This is a genomic window from Rhodoluna sp. (genome assembly GCF_044232805.1).
GTDB lineage: Bacteria > Actinomycetota > Actinomycetes > Actinomycetales > Microbacteriaceae > Rhodoluna.
The window spans coordinates 1-13,487 of sequence record NZ_JBIILG010000030.1; the positions used below are offsets into that span (position 1 = coordinate 1).

Here is a 13,487-nt window from a genome sequence, read left to right on the forward strand (position 1 = left end):
CTCGCTCTGAAGGGCTTCGACTTGAACGCGAACCCGACCAAGCTGTTCTGCCTGAGAGGCGAGCTTAGCGTCCTGCTCGTTGAGTTCGGCTAAGGATGCCTTGGCTGAATTCTTGGAAGCAAGTTCGTTGGACTTGGCTTGGGCAAGTTCGGCGGATAAAGTCTCGATGCGAGAGCTCAGTCTAGAAAGATCCTTTTCCGCCGCATCTCGCTCGGCCACCAACTCAAGTTTGGAAGGCTTGCTCGATGAACCACCACGCAAAACTGCTCTGGTAAGAACGTCACCTTGTCTGGTAATAACTTGCGAGTCAGTTTTCTGTGCCTTGAAAAAGCTCTTCGCGGCCGCTAGGTCCTCAACAATAACTACCTGTGAAAGCAACTTCAAGATTCCATCTGGAGCGCTAACAACTTCAGATGCAACCTTTGAACCTGGAATCAAGTTCTTACTCGCAGCATCAGAGCGCAGGTCAACATCAGCGATGATTATTTCAACTCGACCACCATCGGTTTTCTTTAGGTGTTCAAGAGCAGAAAGTCCGGAGTCTAGGTCTTCAGCAACTAGGGCGTCGGCTAAAGAACCCAAGGCTGCAGCGATGGCCTGCTCGTAGCCTGGTTCAATGCGTAAGTGATTTGCAACCAAACCTCTAATTCCTCGAAGCTGAGCTTGAGTCAACGACGATGCACCGTCTTTTTGCTCGAGGGTTAAATTCAGTGCCGAGCGCTTTCCGGCAAGAGCATCTTTTTCACGCTCTGCTTCGTGTAGCTGATCACGCAGTGATTCAATCTTGTTCGCGGCATCCGATACTGCCTTCTGAGCAGCGTCGTATTTGGACTCTAAGTTGTTTTCACGCGGGTTGTTACTGGAAAGCAGTGACTCCAAATCGCGATACTGAGCAGATTGCTCCTGGTGCCTTAGTCTGGCGGCGCCAAGAATTTCCTGGTGACGAGTTTTCTCGTTAGTAAACGCTTCCAGTTTGCTTTCGGCAACCTTTACGCCGTTGGCAAACTGAGCAAGATCAAGATCGTACTTTGAAATCAAGGAGTTCTGTTCTTGAATCTTCGAATCAAAAGCATCCAAGGCATCGCGGGCAACGTTTCGCTTTTGCTCTGCGATACCTAGTTGCTGCTGCAGCCGCTGCACTTCAAGCCCTAGACGCTGCATTTGAGCTTCGGCTTTTTCGATGTCAACAGTAATTGAGGAGAGGTCAAACTTACTTTGCTCTTGAGTGTTGGATTCCAAAAGCGCAACTCTGGCACTGGCAATGTTAGAAATCGATCTGATGCGCTCCTGTAGAGAGTCAAACTCAAAAGAGATCTTGCGAGCGCTATCTAGCTTCTGATTAAGTTCAGGAGATTCAAGTTGGGTTAGGCGCTGCTGATTAGTTGAAAGCATTTGCTGCAGGATGTTTCGCTCGCTACGACGTTGCGACTCACTGGTCGAAGTAGTTTCAAGGGATTTTTGAATATCCAAAATGTCAAACGCGAGAATTCTGGACTTGGCATCTCTGGCCTGAGAGGCAATGTTTTGTGCCTCTCTGGCAATTTCCGCTTGGGCACCAAGTGGCTTTAGCTGACGACGTACTTCACCGGCAAGGTCGCTCAGTCTTGAAAGATTGGCTTGCATGGCTTCGATCTTTCGCTCGGTTTTTTCCTTGCGACGGCGGTGCTTGAGAATTCCAGCAGCCTCTTCGATAAATCCGCGGCGCTCTTCGGGGGTCGCTCTCAAGACGCTATCTAGTTGACCTTGCCCCACAATGACGTGCATCTCGCGGCCCAAACCTGAGTCGCTAAGTAGTTCCTGAACATCGAGCAATCTGCAGGGGTCCCCGTTGATTGCGTACTCGGATCCACCGCTTCTAAACAAGGTTCTTGAGATAGTGACTTCGCTGTAATCAATAGGTAGTGCACCATCGGTATTGTCTATGGTCAGCTGAACTTCAGCGCGACCAAGTGGACCTTTGGTAGCAGTTCCGGCAAAGATGACGTCTTCCATCTTGCCACCGCGCAAGGTCTTAGCTCCCTGCTCACCCATTACCCATGCAAGAGCGTCTACAACGTTTGATTTACCCGAACCATTTGGTCCAACCACGCAGGTCACACCGCGCTCAAACTGGAATGTAGTGGGTTGAGCGAAGGATTTGAAGCCTTTTAGGGTGAGGCTTTTTAGATGCAAGCGAACACACCCCTCTTGAAAGTAGTCAATGGCTCAAAGCTGAACAGTATCTAAAAATACCCCATTTTTAGGGTCCCAATTGACCGCTAGCTAGGGCGCTGGCAGCGCGGGCAGAAGTGAGAACCTCGGTTGGCCCAGGCTTGGCGCCTGATCGGTGTTTGGCACCTAGAGCAGGGCTTATCGGTTTGGCCGTAGGCAAAGAGTTCTTGAGAGAAGTACCCGGCCTCACCGTTAACGTTCTTATACTGCTGGTCAAAGCTCGTGCCACCTTGCTTGGTCGCCTTGGCTAAGACATCTTTCACGATGCCCAATAGCTCGTTTAGCTTGGCTTTAGATATAACGTCGGCTTGCCTATCAAAGTGCAGCTTTGCTAGCCACAAAGACTCATCCGCGTAAATGTTACCTATTCCACTAATTAGGTTCTGATCCAGCAAAGCTCGCTTGATTCCGGTTTTCTTGACTCGAAGTCTTTGAATAACTTGATCGGCATCGAAAAGCTCATCCAGCGGGTCCCTAGCGATATGAGAAGCGGAGCTAGAAATCAGGTTCTGCCATGGCTTGTTCTTATTCTTCCCAGCGCTAAAACCACCCTGTTTGCCATCAAGCGTTGCAACCAAAGGGTCGATTGCTAAAGACCCAAAGATTCGCTGATCGACAAAGCGAAGCTCGAGCGGCTTATTGCCTTTGGTTTCAAAAGAAATAGTTACCCGATTGAGCTTGTCTTCTGGAAATTCCGGGCTTCTTATCAACATCTGACCACTCATGCCGAGGTGGCCTACCAAGGCAGTTGAATCCCCCGACAGCGGCATCCAAAGAAACTTTCCGCGCCTCACTACATCGAGAACTTGCCTGCCAACTAGTTTCTTGGTGAAGTCGTTAGCGCCACTTAGGTGGCGCTTTAGCGACCTGGCTTCATGGATTTTGACCGAGGTAACGGTTCCGCTAGTTATGGATTTTGCAAGACCAGCGCGGACAGTTTCGACCTCGGGAAGCTCGGGCACTTATTCTCCAGTTGAGCCAGATAGTGCCTTGATGGCAGCGTTTGTTTCAGCTTGTTTTCTTGATCTTCCTGAAGCTGAAGCCACGACGATGCCGTCAATTATCAAGTTGGCGAAGAAGGTGCGGTCGTGATCTGGACCTTCATGAGTAGTTTGATAAACTGGAGCAGATTTGCCTTTCTGCTGGATGCTCTCCAGGAGAGTAGTCTTTGGATCTGCCGAAAGAAGCAGATCTTCTGCACTATCAAGCAAGGGAATAATGTGTTGATCAACAATTGTCTTTGCCGCTTCAAGACCCTTGGAAACATAAGCTGCCCCAAGCACAGCCTCGAAGGTGTCTGCCAATAGATTCATCTTCTCGCGACCGCCGGTTTGAATTTCGCCTTTGCCAAGAAGCAGGTATTCACCAAGATTGATCGAGCTAGCCGCTTGGGCAAGAGCGGGGGCTGAGACAACAGCGTTTTTGAGTTTGGTTAGATTTCCTTCATCCATATCGGAGAAGTGATCGTGAATGTGTGAAGTAACTAAAAATCCAAGAATTGCGTCGCCTAGAAACTCCAAGCGTTCATTGTTTGGGCCTCGACCGTTTTCGTATGAATAGGAACGGTGAGTAAGGGCGAGGGCGAGAAGTTGCGGTTCGATTTCCACGCCAAGGGATTTACCCAGCGCATCCAGGTTCATGGGTTAAGCGTCAGCGACCTTGCGGCCCTTGTACTCCATGAACAGTGCAGTTCCGTTTGAGTCCTCAACTAGCTTCGCGCGGTGAGGGAGGCTGTATACGGTCTTACCGTTTTCAACTGTCTTGACCAGAGTGATTGGAGCGGCCTTCCACTGTGAGCGACGAGCTCTAGTGTTTGAACGCGACATGCGTCTTTTTGGTACTGGCATTTCCTACTCTTTCCTAAAGCTTTCTAATCCACTCCAGCGAGAATCAATACTCGCTTCGTGAACGTGGTTTGGATCCTGAGAAAAGTTCAAGCCACACTCGGAGCACAGACCAAGACAGTCTTCGCTACAAACAGGTTTGAACGGAAGTGATAAAACTACAGAATCCGTGATTGCCTGCTCAAGGTTGATTTTCTCGTCTTGAATCAGGAAATCTTCTTCCTGCTCTAAAGAATAGGCGAAAAGCTCTTGGAAATCCACCTCGACCGCTAGCTCAAGGGGTTCTAGGCACCTAGAACAAAGGGATGTTGCCTTAGTGAAGACTTCTCCGGTGGCCAAAACGCCCTCGTGGATAGATTCCAGTCTCAAGTCAACTTCAATTTTCGCTCCGGCAGGCACCGTCGCAGCTCCCTGACCCATTGCATCATCTAGATCAATAGCTAGTTCAAGCGAGCTGGTGTGGCCTGGTCTGCGAGTAAGTTCGTGAACCGGAATGTCAAACTTGCTCATCAGTTTTGCTCCAATAAAGCCTTAGCCACCGCCGCTGAAACATAGTTTTGAACTGGGCCACCAAGGGAGGCCACCTCACGAACCAGTGAAGACGCCACTAATCCATACTGAGGATCAGCCGAGATAAATATTGTTTCGATGCCGCTTAGGTCCCTATTGACCTTGGCCATGGGTAGTTCGTAATCGAGATCAACATTGTTTCGAAATCCCTTGATTAGAAGCTTCGCGTCGACTTTGCGAATGTAGTCAACCAGTAGCCCAGAAGAAAGCTCAGTCACCTTTATCTTTGAGCTAGTTACACCAGCTTCTTTCAAAGAGTCTTGAATCAGTCCGATTCTCTTGGCACTCGAAAACATGGGTGACTTTTCAGGGTTGTGAACCACTAAAACGTGCAGTTCATCGACAATATTGGAGCACCGCTCGATGATGTCTACGTGCCCCAGAGTTATTGGGTCGAAAGATCCTGGGTAGACCGCGAGAGTGGGCATAGATCCAAGGTTAGCAAACTAATTAGCTCACCCTTTAGACAAGTTTTCTATAGCGTTCATTTCCTCAATAGCCAGGCGCAGATTCGGTAGTGACTCTAGGCCCGGATCTGCCTCGAAGAGCTCTTCCACCTCAACCCGGACCTTTTGAATCAATGCTGCGTCCCGAATCACCTGCAGCAGGCGCAAGCTAGAGCGACCTCCGGATTGACTTGCTCCTAATACGTCTCCCTCACGCCGAAGCTCCAAATCAATCTCACTGAGCTTGAAGCCATCGCTTTCTGCTGCAACAGCTTCGATTCTTTGCAAAGCTATGGAGCCATCTTCGGCACCGGTAAGCAACAGACAAAGTCCTTTGGCCTGGCCTCTTCCCACTCGGCCACGCAGCTGATGTAGCTGGGAGATGCCAAAGTTATCGGCATCCAAGATCACCATCACGGTTGCGTTTGGAACATCCACACCAACCTCTATTACCGTGGTCGCTACCAAAACATCAATTTCTTTGTTGAGAAACTTTGCCATTACTTCTGACTTGTGCTCTGGGTCCATGCGACCGTGCAGGGTGTCGATTCGAAGTGAAGCAAGATTTGGGTTTTTGCGCAATTGAGTAGTGGTGGTCTCAACCGATGCCCCGGAGTGTTCCTTGTCGGATTCGTCAATTTTTGGACAAACCACAAACACTTGATGTCCTTTGGCAACCTCCTCGGCAACTCTCTCCCACACCCTAGAAACCAGATTCTTATCCCCGGCCCGAACAACGTGAGAGTCAATCTCTTTTCGACCTGCAGGAAGTTCCGTAAGTGAGGAAACCGCCATGTCCCCGAAGACAGTCACCGCCAAGGTTCTAGGTATTGGCGTTGCCGTCATGGTCAATACGTGAGGAGAGAGTTTTCCTTTGAGGCGCAGTTTCTCTCTCTGCTCAACACCAAATCTGTGCTGCTCGTCGATTACAACAAGACCCAGGTCATAGAACTCCACTTTTTCGGAAAACAGCGCATGGGTTCCAATAACAATTTTTGATGCCCCCGAGACAACCTGCAGCATTGCTTTTTTGCGATCCGCTGTTGAGAGTTGGCCTGTCAAAAGAGTTAGCCCAACTTTTTTGGAAAGCTCCTCTCCGAGGCTTTTGGAGATTGATCTAAAGTGCTGCGACGCCAAAACCTCGGTTGGGGCAAGCAGTGCTGATTGACCTTCGGTATCGGCTACTGCAAGCATCGCCCTTAATGCCACCAGGGTCTTTCCCGATCCAACCTCACCTTGAAGCAACCTGTTCATCGGATAGCTTTTTGCAAGGTCCAAAGAGATCTCTTCACCGACGCTTTGTTGCCCCTTGGTTAAATTGAAGGGAAGAGCGCTATCAAAGGTAGTGAGGAATCCATTTGCCCCACCCGATCTGATGGTAGCTGGAGATTTTTCGTTGGCTATCTTGCGAGCAATCAAATTAGCCTGCAGCAAGAAAGCCTCGTGATAAGAAAGAGTCTTAGTAGCCGAAGACCAATCGGGTTTGGTTTCTGGGCGGTGAATTTTCTCAAAGGCTTGATTCAGGCTCATTAGTTTGTGCTTTTTGGCTATCTTCTCTGGGACTTCATCTTCTATTTCTTCTAAGGTGTCTAGAACAATGCCCAAAGCTTTTTGAATCATCCAGGTCGTAACGCTGGCTGAAGCTGGATAGATAGGTATCGGCTTATCTGCCCAAGCCTTAGCGTCAAACTGACTGACTTCATCCAAAAAGAGCTCGTAGTCTGGGTGAGCTAACTGAAGCTTGCCCTGATATTCACCGATCTTGCCGGCAAAAAGCCCCCTTGTTCCAGGTAGTAAGTTCTTTTGACGCCAGGCCTGGTTGAAAAAAGTCAAAGACAAGAATCCACTGCCATCTGTGATTCGCACTTCAAGAATGTGACTTACTCGACCCTTGGTTCTTCTCTCCCTGGCGTCCACTACCTCAGCCACTATAGATACGCTCTCGCCAACTGGCAGGTTGGTAATTGGAGTGAGCTCTCCCCTAGATGAATATCTTCGTGGATAGTGCTGCAGTAAGTCAGCAACTGTTACTAGTCCTAGGTTTTTTGCAAAGCTCTTGGCTGTTTTGTCACCCAATACTCGATCGAGTGAAGTGGTTGGAAGCAGCATGCTTCAATCTTCTACGAGAGAGTTGCCAAAAGCCGTTAGGCTTTGACAATCATGACAAGAATTATTGGGGGCCTAGTTGGCTCTAGAAAGCTCGCTTCTCCAGCAAAGAGCACTAGACCAACAGCAGATCGAATCCGAGAGAGCATTTTTAGCTCGCTTGAATCAAAGGGTGCCCTAGCTGGAAGCAAGGTTTTAGATCTCTATGCGGGAACCGGGGCGCTGGGTCTAGAGGCCTTATCAAGAGGTGCGGTTGCTACCGTGCTAGTCGAAAGCAACAAGATGGCTGCTGCGGTTTGCATCAAGAACGCCAGAACTGTTCAGGACGCTTTGAGCGATGAGGGTCAAGAAGTTTCGGCTAAGGTTCAAATCCAACCGGTCCAAAAGTTTCTGGAAGCAAGCAATGGTTCATTTGATTTGGTCTTTATTGACCCGCCATACGAGCTGACTAATCAAGAAGTAGAAAAATGTCTTGAGTCACTGCGGGTTTTGGTTTCAGATAAGGCCTGGGTTCTTGTAGAGCGATCTTCTAGAGTGGATGCTTTTGCAATTACCGGATACGAGCTCGCGGAGCAGAAGAGCTTCGGCGACACAGTTGTTTACTGGCTAAAGCCGGCTTAGAAGCTTCTTTCGCCTTTTCCAAGGTAGACCTGCTGAGGTCTTCCAATTCGATTGCTCGAATCTTCCATCATTTCGCGCCAGTGTGCGATCCAACCTGGCAATCTTCCCATCGCAAACAGGGCTGTAAACATTGGAGCTGGGAAGCCAAGCGCCTTGTAAATCACTCCGGTGTAGAAATCAACGTTCGGGTAAAGCTTGCGCTCTGCAAAATACGGATCAGCAAGGGCTGTTGCCTCAAGCTCTTTTGCAATATCTAGAAGCGGATCCTGAATTCCGAGTTCTCCAAGCACCTTATCTGCGGTTGCCTTAATGATGGTGGCTCTAGGGTCAAAGTTTTTATAGATTCGGTGACCGAAGCCCATGAGCCTACTTCCATCTTCTTTGTTCTTGACTCGATCAACAAACTGCTGCACGCTCTGCCCAGAGTCTCTGATCTGAGTAAGCATGTCCAAAACGGCCTCGTTTGCCCCACCATGCAATGGACCAAAGAGCGCGTTTATTCCAGAAGAAACAGATGCAAACAAGTTAGCCTGCGCTGAGCCAACTAGGCGAACTGTAGAAGTCGAACAGTTCTGCTCGTGGTCAGCGTGAAGTATTAGCAAGGTCTCAAGTGCTCTTGTCACAATCGGGTTCTGAACGTAATCCTCTGCCATTGTTCCGAAGGTCAAGCGCAGGAAGTTTTCTACCGTTGACAGTGAGTTATCTGGATACAAGAGCGCCTGACCAAGGCTGGTCTTATAGGCATAAGCTGCCAACACTGGAAGCTTGGCAAGCAATCTTCTGGTTGAAAGTTCAACTTGCTCTGGGTCTCTTGGGTCTAGTGAATCCTGGTAGAAAGTTGATAGCGCTGAAACCCCCGCTGCGAGAACCGACATCGGATGGGCGTTTTGTGGAAATGCGTCAAAGAAAGACTTGAGGTCCTCGTGGATCAGAGTGTGTCTTCTAATGCTGTGATCAAATGATTCAAGCTCCGGCTTAGTTGGCAGCTCTCCATAAATCAACAAGTGACTTACTTCTAAAAAGCTCTTCTTTTCTGCAAGCTGCTCGATTGCGTAACCGCGGTAGCGCAAAATTCCAGCTTCACCGTCAATAAAGGTGATTGCTGATTTAGTCGAAGCTGTGTTGACAAATCCTTGGTCGTAAGTGTGCAGGCCTAGGGTTGAGTGAAGCTTGCTAATGTCCATGGCGCTGGAGCCCGCGGTTGCTTCAACAACTGGAAGCTCGAGGGTCTTGTCCTTGTAGCTGATAACTACTTTTTCGTTGTCAGGCAAAGCGCTCCTTGGGAATCAAAATCTCAGGCTCTAGCCTAAGCCATTTTGGAGTCTCAAAGCAGCCCTACTAATGTCGCTATCGGTTGCCGTGAGCGAGAATCGAACGTGCTTGGTTGCGTGCTCACCATAGAAGCTACCTGGCACCACAACAATCCCAAGCTGCGCCATCTGATCCACCGTGCTCCAGCAGTCTTGACCCAAGGTGGCCCAAAGATACAAACCCGCCTCACTGTCAGTTACCTCAAAACCATATGCTTTCACCGCAGCTAGCAAAGTCTCTCGTCTCTTGGAATAAATCGCTTTCTCGGTAGCCACGTGTGCGCTGTCCCCCAGCGCAGCGATCACCGCCTGCTGGGTTGGAAAAGGCATAATCATTCCGGTGTGCATCCTAAGATTCACCAAGTCTCTAATTAGATCTTTCGAGCCAACTGCGAACGCAGCTCTATAGCCTGCCATGTTGGACTGCTTGGAAAGTGAGTACAGGCACAATATTCCCTCGTGACTTCCGCCACAAACTCTAGGGTCCAAAACGCTTGGAATGACTTCCTTGTTCCACGGATCACTCCAGCCAAGTTCGGCGTAGCACTCATCGGAAGCAAGTAGCGCTCCTAGCTCCCGGGATCTGGCAACCGCCTTCGCAAAACCTGCAACATCCAAAACTTTTCCATCTGGATTACCTGGAGAGTTAATCCAGACCAGCTTGGTGTTGGTAGGCCATTTTTCTGGATCGTCTTCAGAAATGAGCGTGGCTCCCGATAGCGCTGCGCCCACCGCGTAAGCGGTGTACGCAACTTTTGGTTGGACCACAACATCGCCTGGGCCAATGCCTAAGAAAGTGGGGAGCCAGCTAATTAGCTCTTTGGATCCAATGGATGGCATCACTTGATCGGGATCTAGACCCGGTACTTGTCTTCTTCTGGCAAACCACTCAACTACCGCTTTGCGAAACTCTGCCGTGCCGGCTGTTGATGGATAGCCGGGAGAATTTGAAAACTTCTTGAGGGCTTGTTGAACTGAGTCTGGAGTTGGATCAATTGGCGATCCAACAGATAAATCGATTGCACCATCTTGGTGCTGGGCAGCTTTTTCCGCGTATGGCTTTAGTGATTTCCAGGGGTAATCTGGCAGCCCGGTAAACACTTAGTCCTGTTGAGCTTGTGGTGGCAAAGCAGCAACTAGCGGGTGGTCCCCAGGGATTGGACCAACTTTCGCAGCTCCTCCAGGGGAACCGATGGTTTCAAAAAAGTCGACGTTGGCGCGGTAGTAATCAGCCCACTGCTCAGGAACATCATCTTCATAGTAAATCGCTTCAACCGGGCAAACTGGTTCGCAAGCTCCACAGTCCACACACTCATCAGGGTGAATGTAAAGCATGCGGTCACCCTCGTAGATGCAATCCACTGGGCATTCTTCGATGCATGCCTTGTCTTTAAGGTCAACGCATGGAAGTGCAATTACATAAGTCATTGGGGAGATCCTCCTAGGACCATATTACCTATCGATGGCCGGAAGATTTCTTACCCCATGCCCCGGGTCTAAGTTTTGGAAACAAGATCACAACGGCGCAGATGATGAGCGACCCATATACCCATATGTTTCCAGCTTGGTTGTCCAGAATAAGTGCATCGCCAGCAGCGGTGGGTCTAGAAAGCCAAAAAACAGTTCCGGCAAGCGTAAAACTCATTAGGTATAAAGCGCCCCTGGAGTTTCGAAGCAATCGAAGAGCAACCGCCAACGAGAAAGTCATCACTAGGGCAACTACTAACCCAAGAGGTGTGGCCGACTCGTCCGATGCGGTAACTGAGTGAAGCAGGGTTCCAGCAAATCCAAGCAGAATTCCAAGCGGAAGAGCCCAAAGACCCAGGAACAGTGGCTTCAGCCAAAGCCAAGGCTTAGTCGATGTCATTCGTAGCCTCTCTGGTTTGTCATATCGAATGTCTCTACCCGGGACCAGGGAGAAAGTTTCCTTGCCAATTGACACCTGGCTCGCGTGCTGCTCCAGCGCCAACTTCTTTTTGGCCGCAGTTTTTGGGCCACCGACTTCAACGCTGAATCGCTCACCAGGTTCAGCAATAACCCAAAATTGTGGCGCCCTGCCTCTTGTGGACCTTGCAAATCGACGCAGCGCCATCGCGGTTGCCTCGTGAGCCTTCTTGTGATCTGGGTGGCCAAACCCACCCTTGCGGTTGTAGGTAATGACGGCATCTGGCTTGAATGCGGTTAGCGTCTGATAAATGTCATCAGAAATTACTGCTGTCGAAACTGAAGAAAGTGACATCTCATCGGTAGTTTTTGCCTTTACAGCTCTTCCAAAAGTGCTAAGTCTCATTCCTGAGTCGAGGTATTTTCTGCTTCCAGCAAATTTATGCTGAACATTACCAAGAGCAGACAAGGCATTTCTAAGCTCGTTGGATCTAAACGCACCCATGGCAGCAAGATCAGATTCGAGCGGCTTTAGATCATCGAGCTTGACCCGACCACGTTCTCCGCGAGTAAGGGTCAAAACCATTACCTTCGCACCCGCTTCAACGCGATTAGCAATCACGTGAGCGGTAAAGATTGACTCATCGTCTGGGTGAGCGTGAACTAGCAGCACCCGTTTAGCGTTGAACGACGTTTTAGCCATAGCAATAACTCTAAATGGTTTAGCTCTCGCTAGCTCGTTTTCTTGCTGAAGCGGCTCTGGCGCGCAGGTTAGGGTCTAGTTCAACCTTGCGAATCCTGGTGCCTTCGGGAGTTACCTCAACACACTCGTCCTCACGAGCGAATTCCAAACACTCCTCGAGAGAGAGCTTTCTCGGTGGTGTCAGTTTCTCAAATTCCTCACTGGAAGACGCTCTCATGTTGGTGAGCTTTTTTTCCTTGGTGATGTTTACTTCCATGTCGTCCGCTCTAGCGTTTTCGCCAACGACCTGTCCGGCGTACACTTCCTCAGTTGGTTCGACAAAAAAACTTCCTCGATCTTGCAATCCGATTAGAGCGAACGGGGTAACAGCTCCCTGGCGGTCTGCTACTAGCGAGCCGTTAGTACGTGTGACAATCTCACCAAACCATGGCTCGTAGCCTGCGGAAATAGCATTTGCGATTCCGGTTCCACGTGTGGTTGTAAGAAACTCGGTTCGGAAACCAATTAGACCGCGAGAAGGGACCATAAACTCCATACGAACCCAGCCGGTTCCCTTGTTAGTCATGTTCTTCATACGACCCTTGCGAGATGCCAACAGCTGAGTGATTGAACCCAAAAACTCTTCAGGCACATCGATTGTTAGGTCTTCAACGGGCTCATTTAGCTTTCCGTCGATCTTCTTGGTAACAACTTGCGGCTTACCAACTGTGAGCTCGTAGCCTTCGCGTCTCATCTGCTCAACCAAGATGGCTAGGGCAAGCTCTCCTCGACCTTGGACTTCCCAAGCATCCGGACGGTCGGTTGCGATGACCTTGATAGAAACGTTTCCAATAAGTTCGCGGTCTAGGCGGTCCTTGACCAAACGAGCGGTGACTTTGGCACCTTTGACTCTTCCCGCCATAGGAGAGGTGTTAATTCCAATGGTCATAGAGATAGCGGGGTCATCGATCGCGATTAGTGGAAGCGGTCTTATATCGTCTGGGTCGGCAAGTGTTTCACCGATGGTGATCTCTTCAATTCCGGCAACCGCAACGATGTCTCCTGGGCCCGCGGATTCGGTTGGGAAACGCTCCAGGGCCTTAGTAATCAAAAGCTCAGTAATTTTTACGGTCTGAGTTTCGCCGTTTTGTCTTACCCAAGCAACCTGCTGACCCTTTTTGATGGTTCCGTTGAAAATTCGAAGCAAAGCAAGACGGCCAAGAAACGGTGAGGCGTCAAGGTTTGTAACGTGGGCTTGCAGTGGAGCATCGGGGTCGTATTTTGGCGCAGGAATGTATTTCATGATTGCGCCAAACAGTGGCTCTAAATCCGCATTGTCTGGCATGGTTCCGTTTTCGGGTTTGTTTAATGAAGCAGCTCCGGCTCTGCCTGATGCGTAAATAACCGGAAGATCCAAAATTGCGTCGATGTCGAGTTCAGGAACCTCGTCGGCAAGGTCTGAAGCTAGACCCAATAGGAGGTCATGCGTTTCCTCAACAACCTCGTCGATGCGAGCATCTGGTCTGTCGGTTTTATTAAGAAGCAAGATAACTGGAAGGTTAGCCTCAAGAGCCTTACGAAGAACAAAGCGAGTTTGTGGCAATGGTCCCTCGCTGGCGTCAACCAGCAAAACAACTCCATCAACCATCGAAAGTCCACGCTCAACTTCGCCACCGAAGTCAGCGTGGCCTGGGGTGTCAATAACGTTGATGGTTATTGTCTTGCCTTCAGCTGCTTTACCCGAGTAACTAATTGCGGTGTTCTTGGCAAGGATTGTGATTCCCTTTTCCTTTTCCAAATCTCCTGAGTCCAT

At 49.6% G+C, this 13,487-nt stretch carries 13 protein-coding genes; 1 reads left to right on the forward strand and 12 read right to left on the reverse strand.

Annotated features, from left to right (window positions below; all coding sequences use genetic code 11):
• The 7 genes from AC9UES_RS04900 to recG all read right to left on the reverse strand — a co-directional run.
• On the reverse strand, positions 1 to 2,172 hold a 2,172-nt coding region (locus tag AC9UES_RS04900), incomplete at its 3' end, for a chromosome segregation SMC family protein (protein WP_509527192.1).
• Between the two features lie 86 nt (positions 2,173 to 2,258).
• On the reverse strand, positions 2,259 to 3,173 hold the full coding sequence (gene mutM / locus AC9UES_RS04905) for a bifunctional DNA-formamidopyrimidine glycosylase/DNA-(apurinic or apyrimidinic site) lyase (RefSeq protein ID WP_509527194.1): 915 nt from the start codon (positions 3,171 to 3,173) through the stop codon (positions 2,259 to 2,261).
• On the reverse strand, positions 3,174 to 3,851 hold the full coding sequence (gene rnc, locus AC9UES_RS04910) for a ribonuclease III (protein WP_509527196.1): 678 nt from the start codon (positions 3,849 to 3,851) through the stop codon (positions 3,174 to 3,176).
• Between the two features lie 3 nt (positions 3,852 to 3,854).
• Positions 3,855 to 4,058 carry a 50S ribosomal protein L32 gene (rpmF, locus tag AC9UES_RS04915; protein ID WP_509524571.1) on the reverse strand — a complete coding sequence of 68 codons (204 nt, stop codon included), beginning with the start codon at positions 4,056 to 4,058 and terminating at the stop codon, positions 3,855 to 3,857.
• A 3-nt stretch (positions 4,059 to 4,061) separates the two neighbouring features.
• Positions 4,062 to 4,565 carry a YceD family protein gene (locus AC9UES_RS04920; protein WP_509527198.1) on the reverse strand — a complete coding sequence of 168 codons (504 nt, stop codon included), beginning with the start codon at positions 4,563 to 4,565 and terminating at the stop codon, positions 4,062 to 4,064.
• Positions 4,565 to 5,053: a pantetheine-phosphate adenylyltransferase gene (gene coaD, locus AC9UES_RS04925; RefSeq protein WP_509527200.1), complete on the reverse strand. Its 489-nt coding sequence runs from the start codon at positions 5,051 to 5,053 to the stop codon at positions 4,565 to 4,567. The genes AC9UES_RS04920 and coaD overlap by 1 nt, the downstream gene beginning before the upstream one ends.
• Before the next feature lie 27 nt (positions 5,054 to 5,080).
• Positions 5,081 to 7,180 carry an ATP-dependent DNA helicase RecG gene (gene recG / locus AC9UES_RS04930; RefSeq protein ID WP_509527202.1) on the reverse strand — a complete coding sequence of 700 codons (2,100 nt, stop codon included), beginning with the start codon at positions 7,178 to 7,180 and terminating at the stop codon, positions 5,081 to 5,083.
• 51 nt (positions 7,181 to 7,231) lie between these two features.
• On the opposite strand from recG, the gene rsmD reads away from it, so the two are divergent.
• Entirely contained in the window at positions 7,232 to 7,798 is a 567-nt protein-coding gene (rsmD, locus tag AC9UES_RS04935; protein WP_509527204.1) for a 16S rRNA (guanine(966)-N(2))-methyltransferase RsmD, read from the forward strand.
• Here rsmD and AC9UES_RS04940 read toward each other — a convergent pair.
• The 5 genes from AC9UES_RS04940 to typA all read right to left on the reverse strand — a co-directional run.
• Positions 7,795 to 9,045 carry a citrate synthase gene (locus AC9UES_RS04940; RefSeq protein ID WP_509527212.1) on the reverse strand — a complete coding sequence of 417 codons (1,251 nt, stop codon included), beginning with the start codon at positions 9,043 to 9,045 and terminating at the stop codon, positions 7,795 to 7,797. The two genes, rsmD and AC9UES_RS04940, sit on opposite strands and share 4 nt — an antisense overlap.
• Positions 9,046 to 9,099: 54 nt before the next feature.
• Positions 9,100 to 10,209 carry a succinyldiaminopimelate transaminase gene (dapC, locus tag AC9UES_RS04945; RefSeq protein ID WP_509527206.1) on the reverse strand — a complete coding sequence of 370 codons (1,110 nt, stop codon included), beginning with the start codon at positions 10,207 to 10,209 and terminating at the stop codon, positions 9,100 to 9,102.
• Positions 10,210 to 10,536, reverse strand: a complete 327-nt coding sequence (fdxA, locus tag AC9UES_RS04950; RefSeq protein WP_509524588.1) for a ferredoxin — start codon at positions 10,534 to 10,536, stop codon at positions 10,210 to 10,212.
• 28 nt (positions 10,537 to 10,564) lie between these two features.
• On the reverse strand, positions 10,565 to 11,695 hold the full coding sequence (locus AC9UES_RS04955; RefSeq protein ID WP_509527208.1) for a PIG-L deacetylase family protein: 1,131 nt from the start codon (positions 11,693 to 11,695) through the stop codon (positions 10,565 to 10,567).
• A 19-nt stretch (positions 11,696 to 11,714) separates the two neighbouring features.
• On the reverse strand, positions 11,715 to 13,487 hold a 1,773-nt coding region (typA, locus tag AC9UES_RS04960; RefSeq protein ID WP_509527210.1), incomplete at its 5' end, for a translational GTPase TypA.

Coding starts and splice junctions, on each gene's coding strand:
- rnc (WP_509527196.1), bottom strand. CDS start 3,851: ATGAACCTGGATGCGCTGGGTAAATCCCTTGGCGTGGAAATCGAACCG.
- rpmF (WP_509524571.1), bottom strand. CDS start 4,058: ATGCCAGTACCAAAAAGACGCATGTCGCGTTCAAACACTAGAGCTCGT.
- AC9UES_RS04920 (WP_509527198.1), bottom strand. CDS start 4,565: ATGAGCAAGTTTGACATTCCGGTTCACGAACTTACTCGCAGACCAGGC.
- coaD (WP_509527200.1), bottom strand. CDS start 5,053: ATGCCCACTCTCGCGGTCTACCCAGGATCTTTCGACCCAATAACTCTG.
- recG (WP_509527202.1), bottom strand. CDS start 7,180: ATGCTGCTTCCAACCACTTCACTCGATCGAGTATTGGGTGACAAAACA.
- rsmD (WP_509527204.1), top strand. CDS start 7,232: ATGACAAGAATTATTGGGGGCCTAGTTGGCTCTAGAAAGCTCGCTTCT.
- fdxA (WP_509524588.1), bottom strand. CDS start 10,536: ATGACTTATGTAATTGCACTTCCATGCGTTGACCTTAAAGACAAGGCA.
- AC9UES_RS04955 (WP_509527208.1), bottom strand. CDS start 11,695: ATGGCTAAAACGTCGTTCAACGCTAAACGGGTGCTGCTAGTTCACGCT.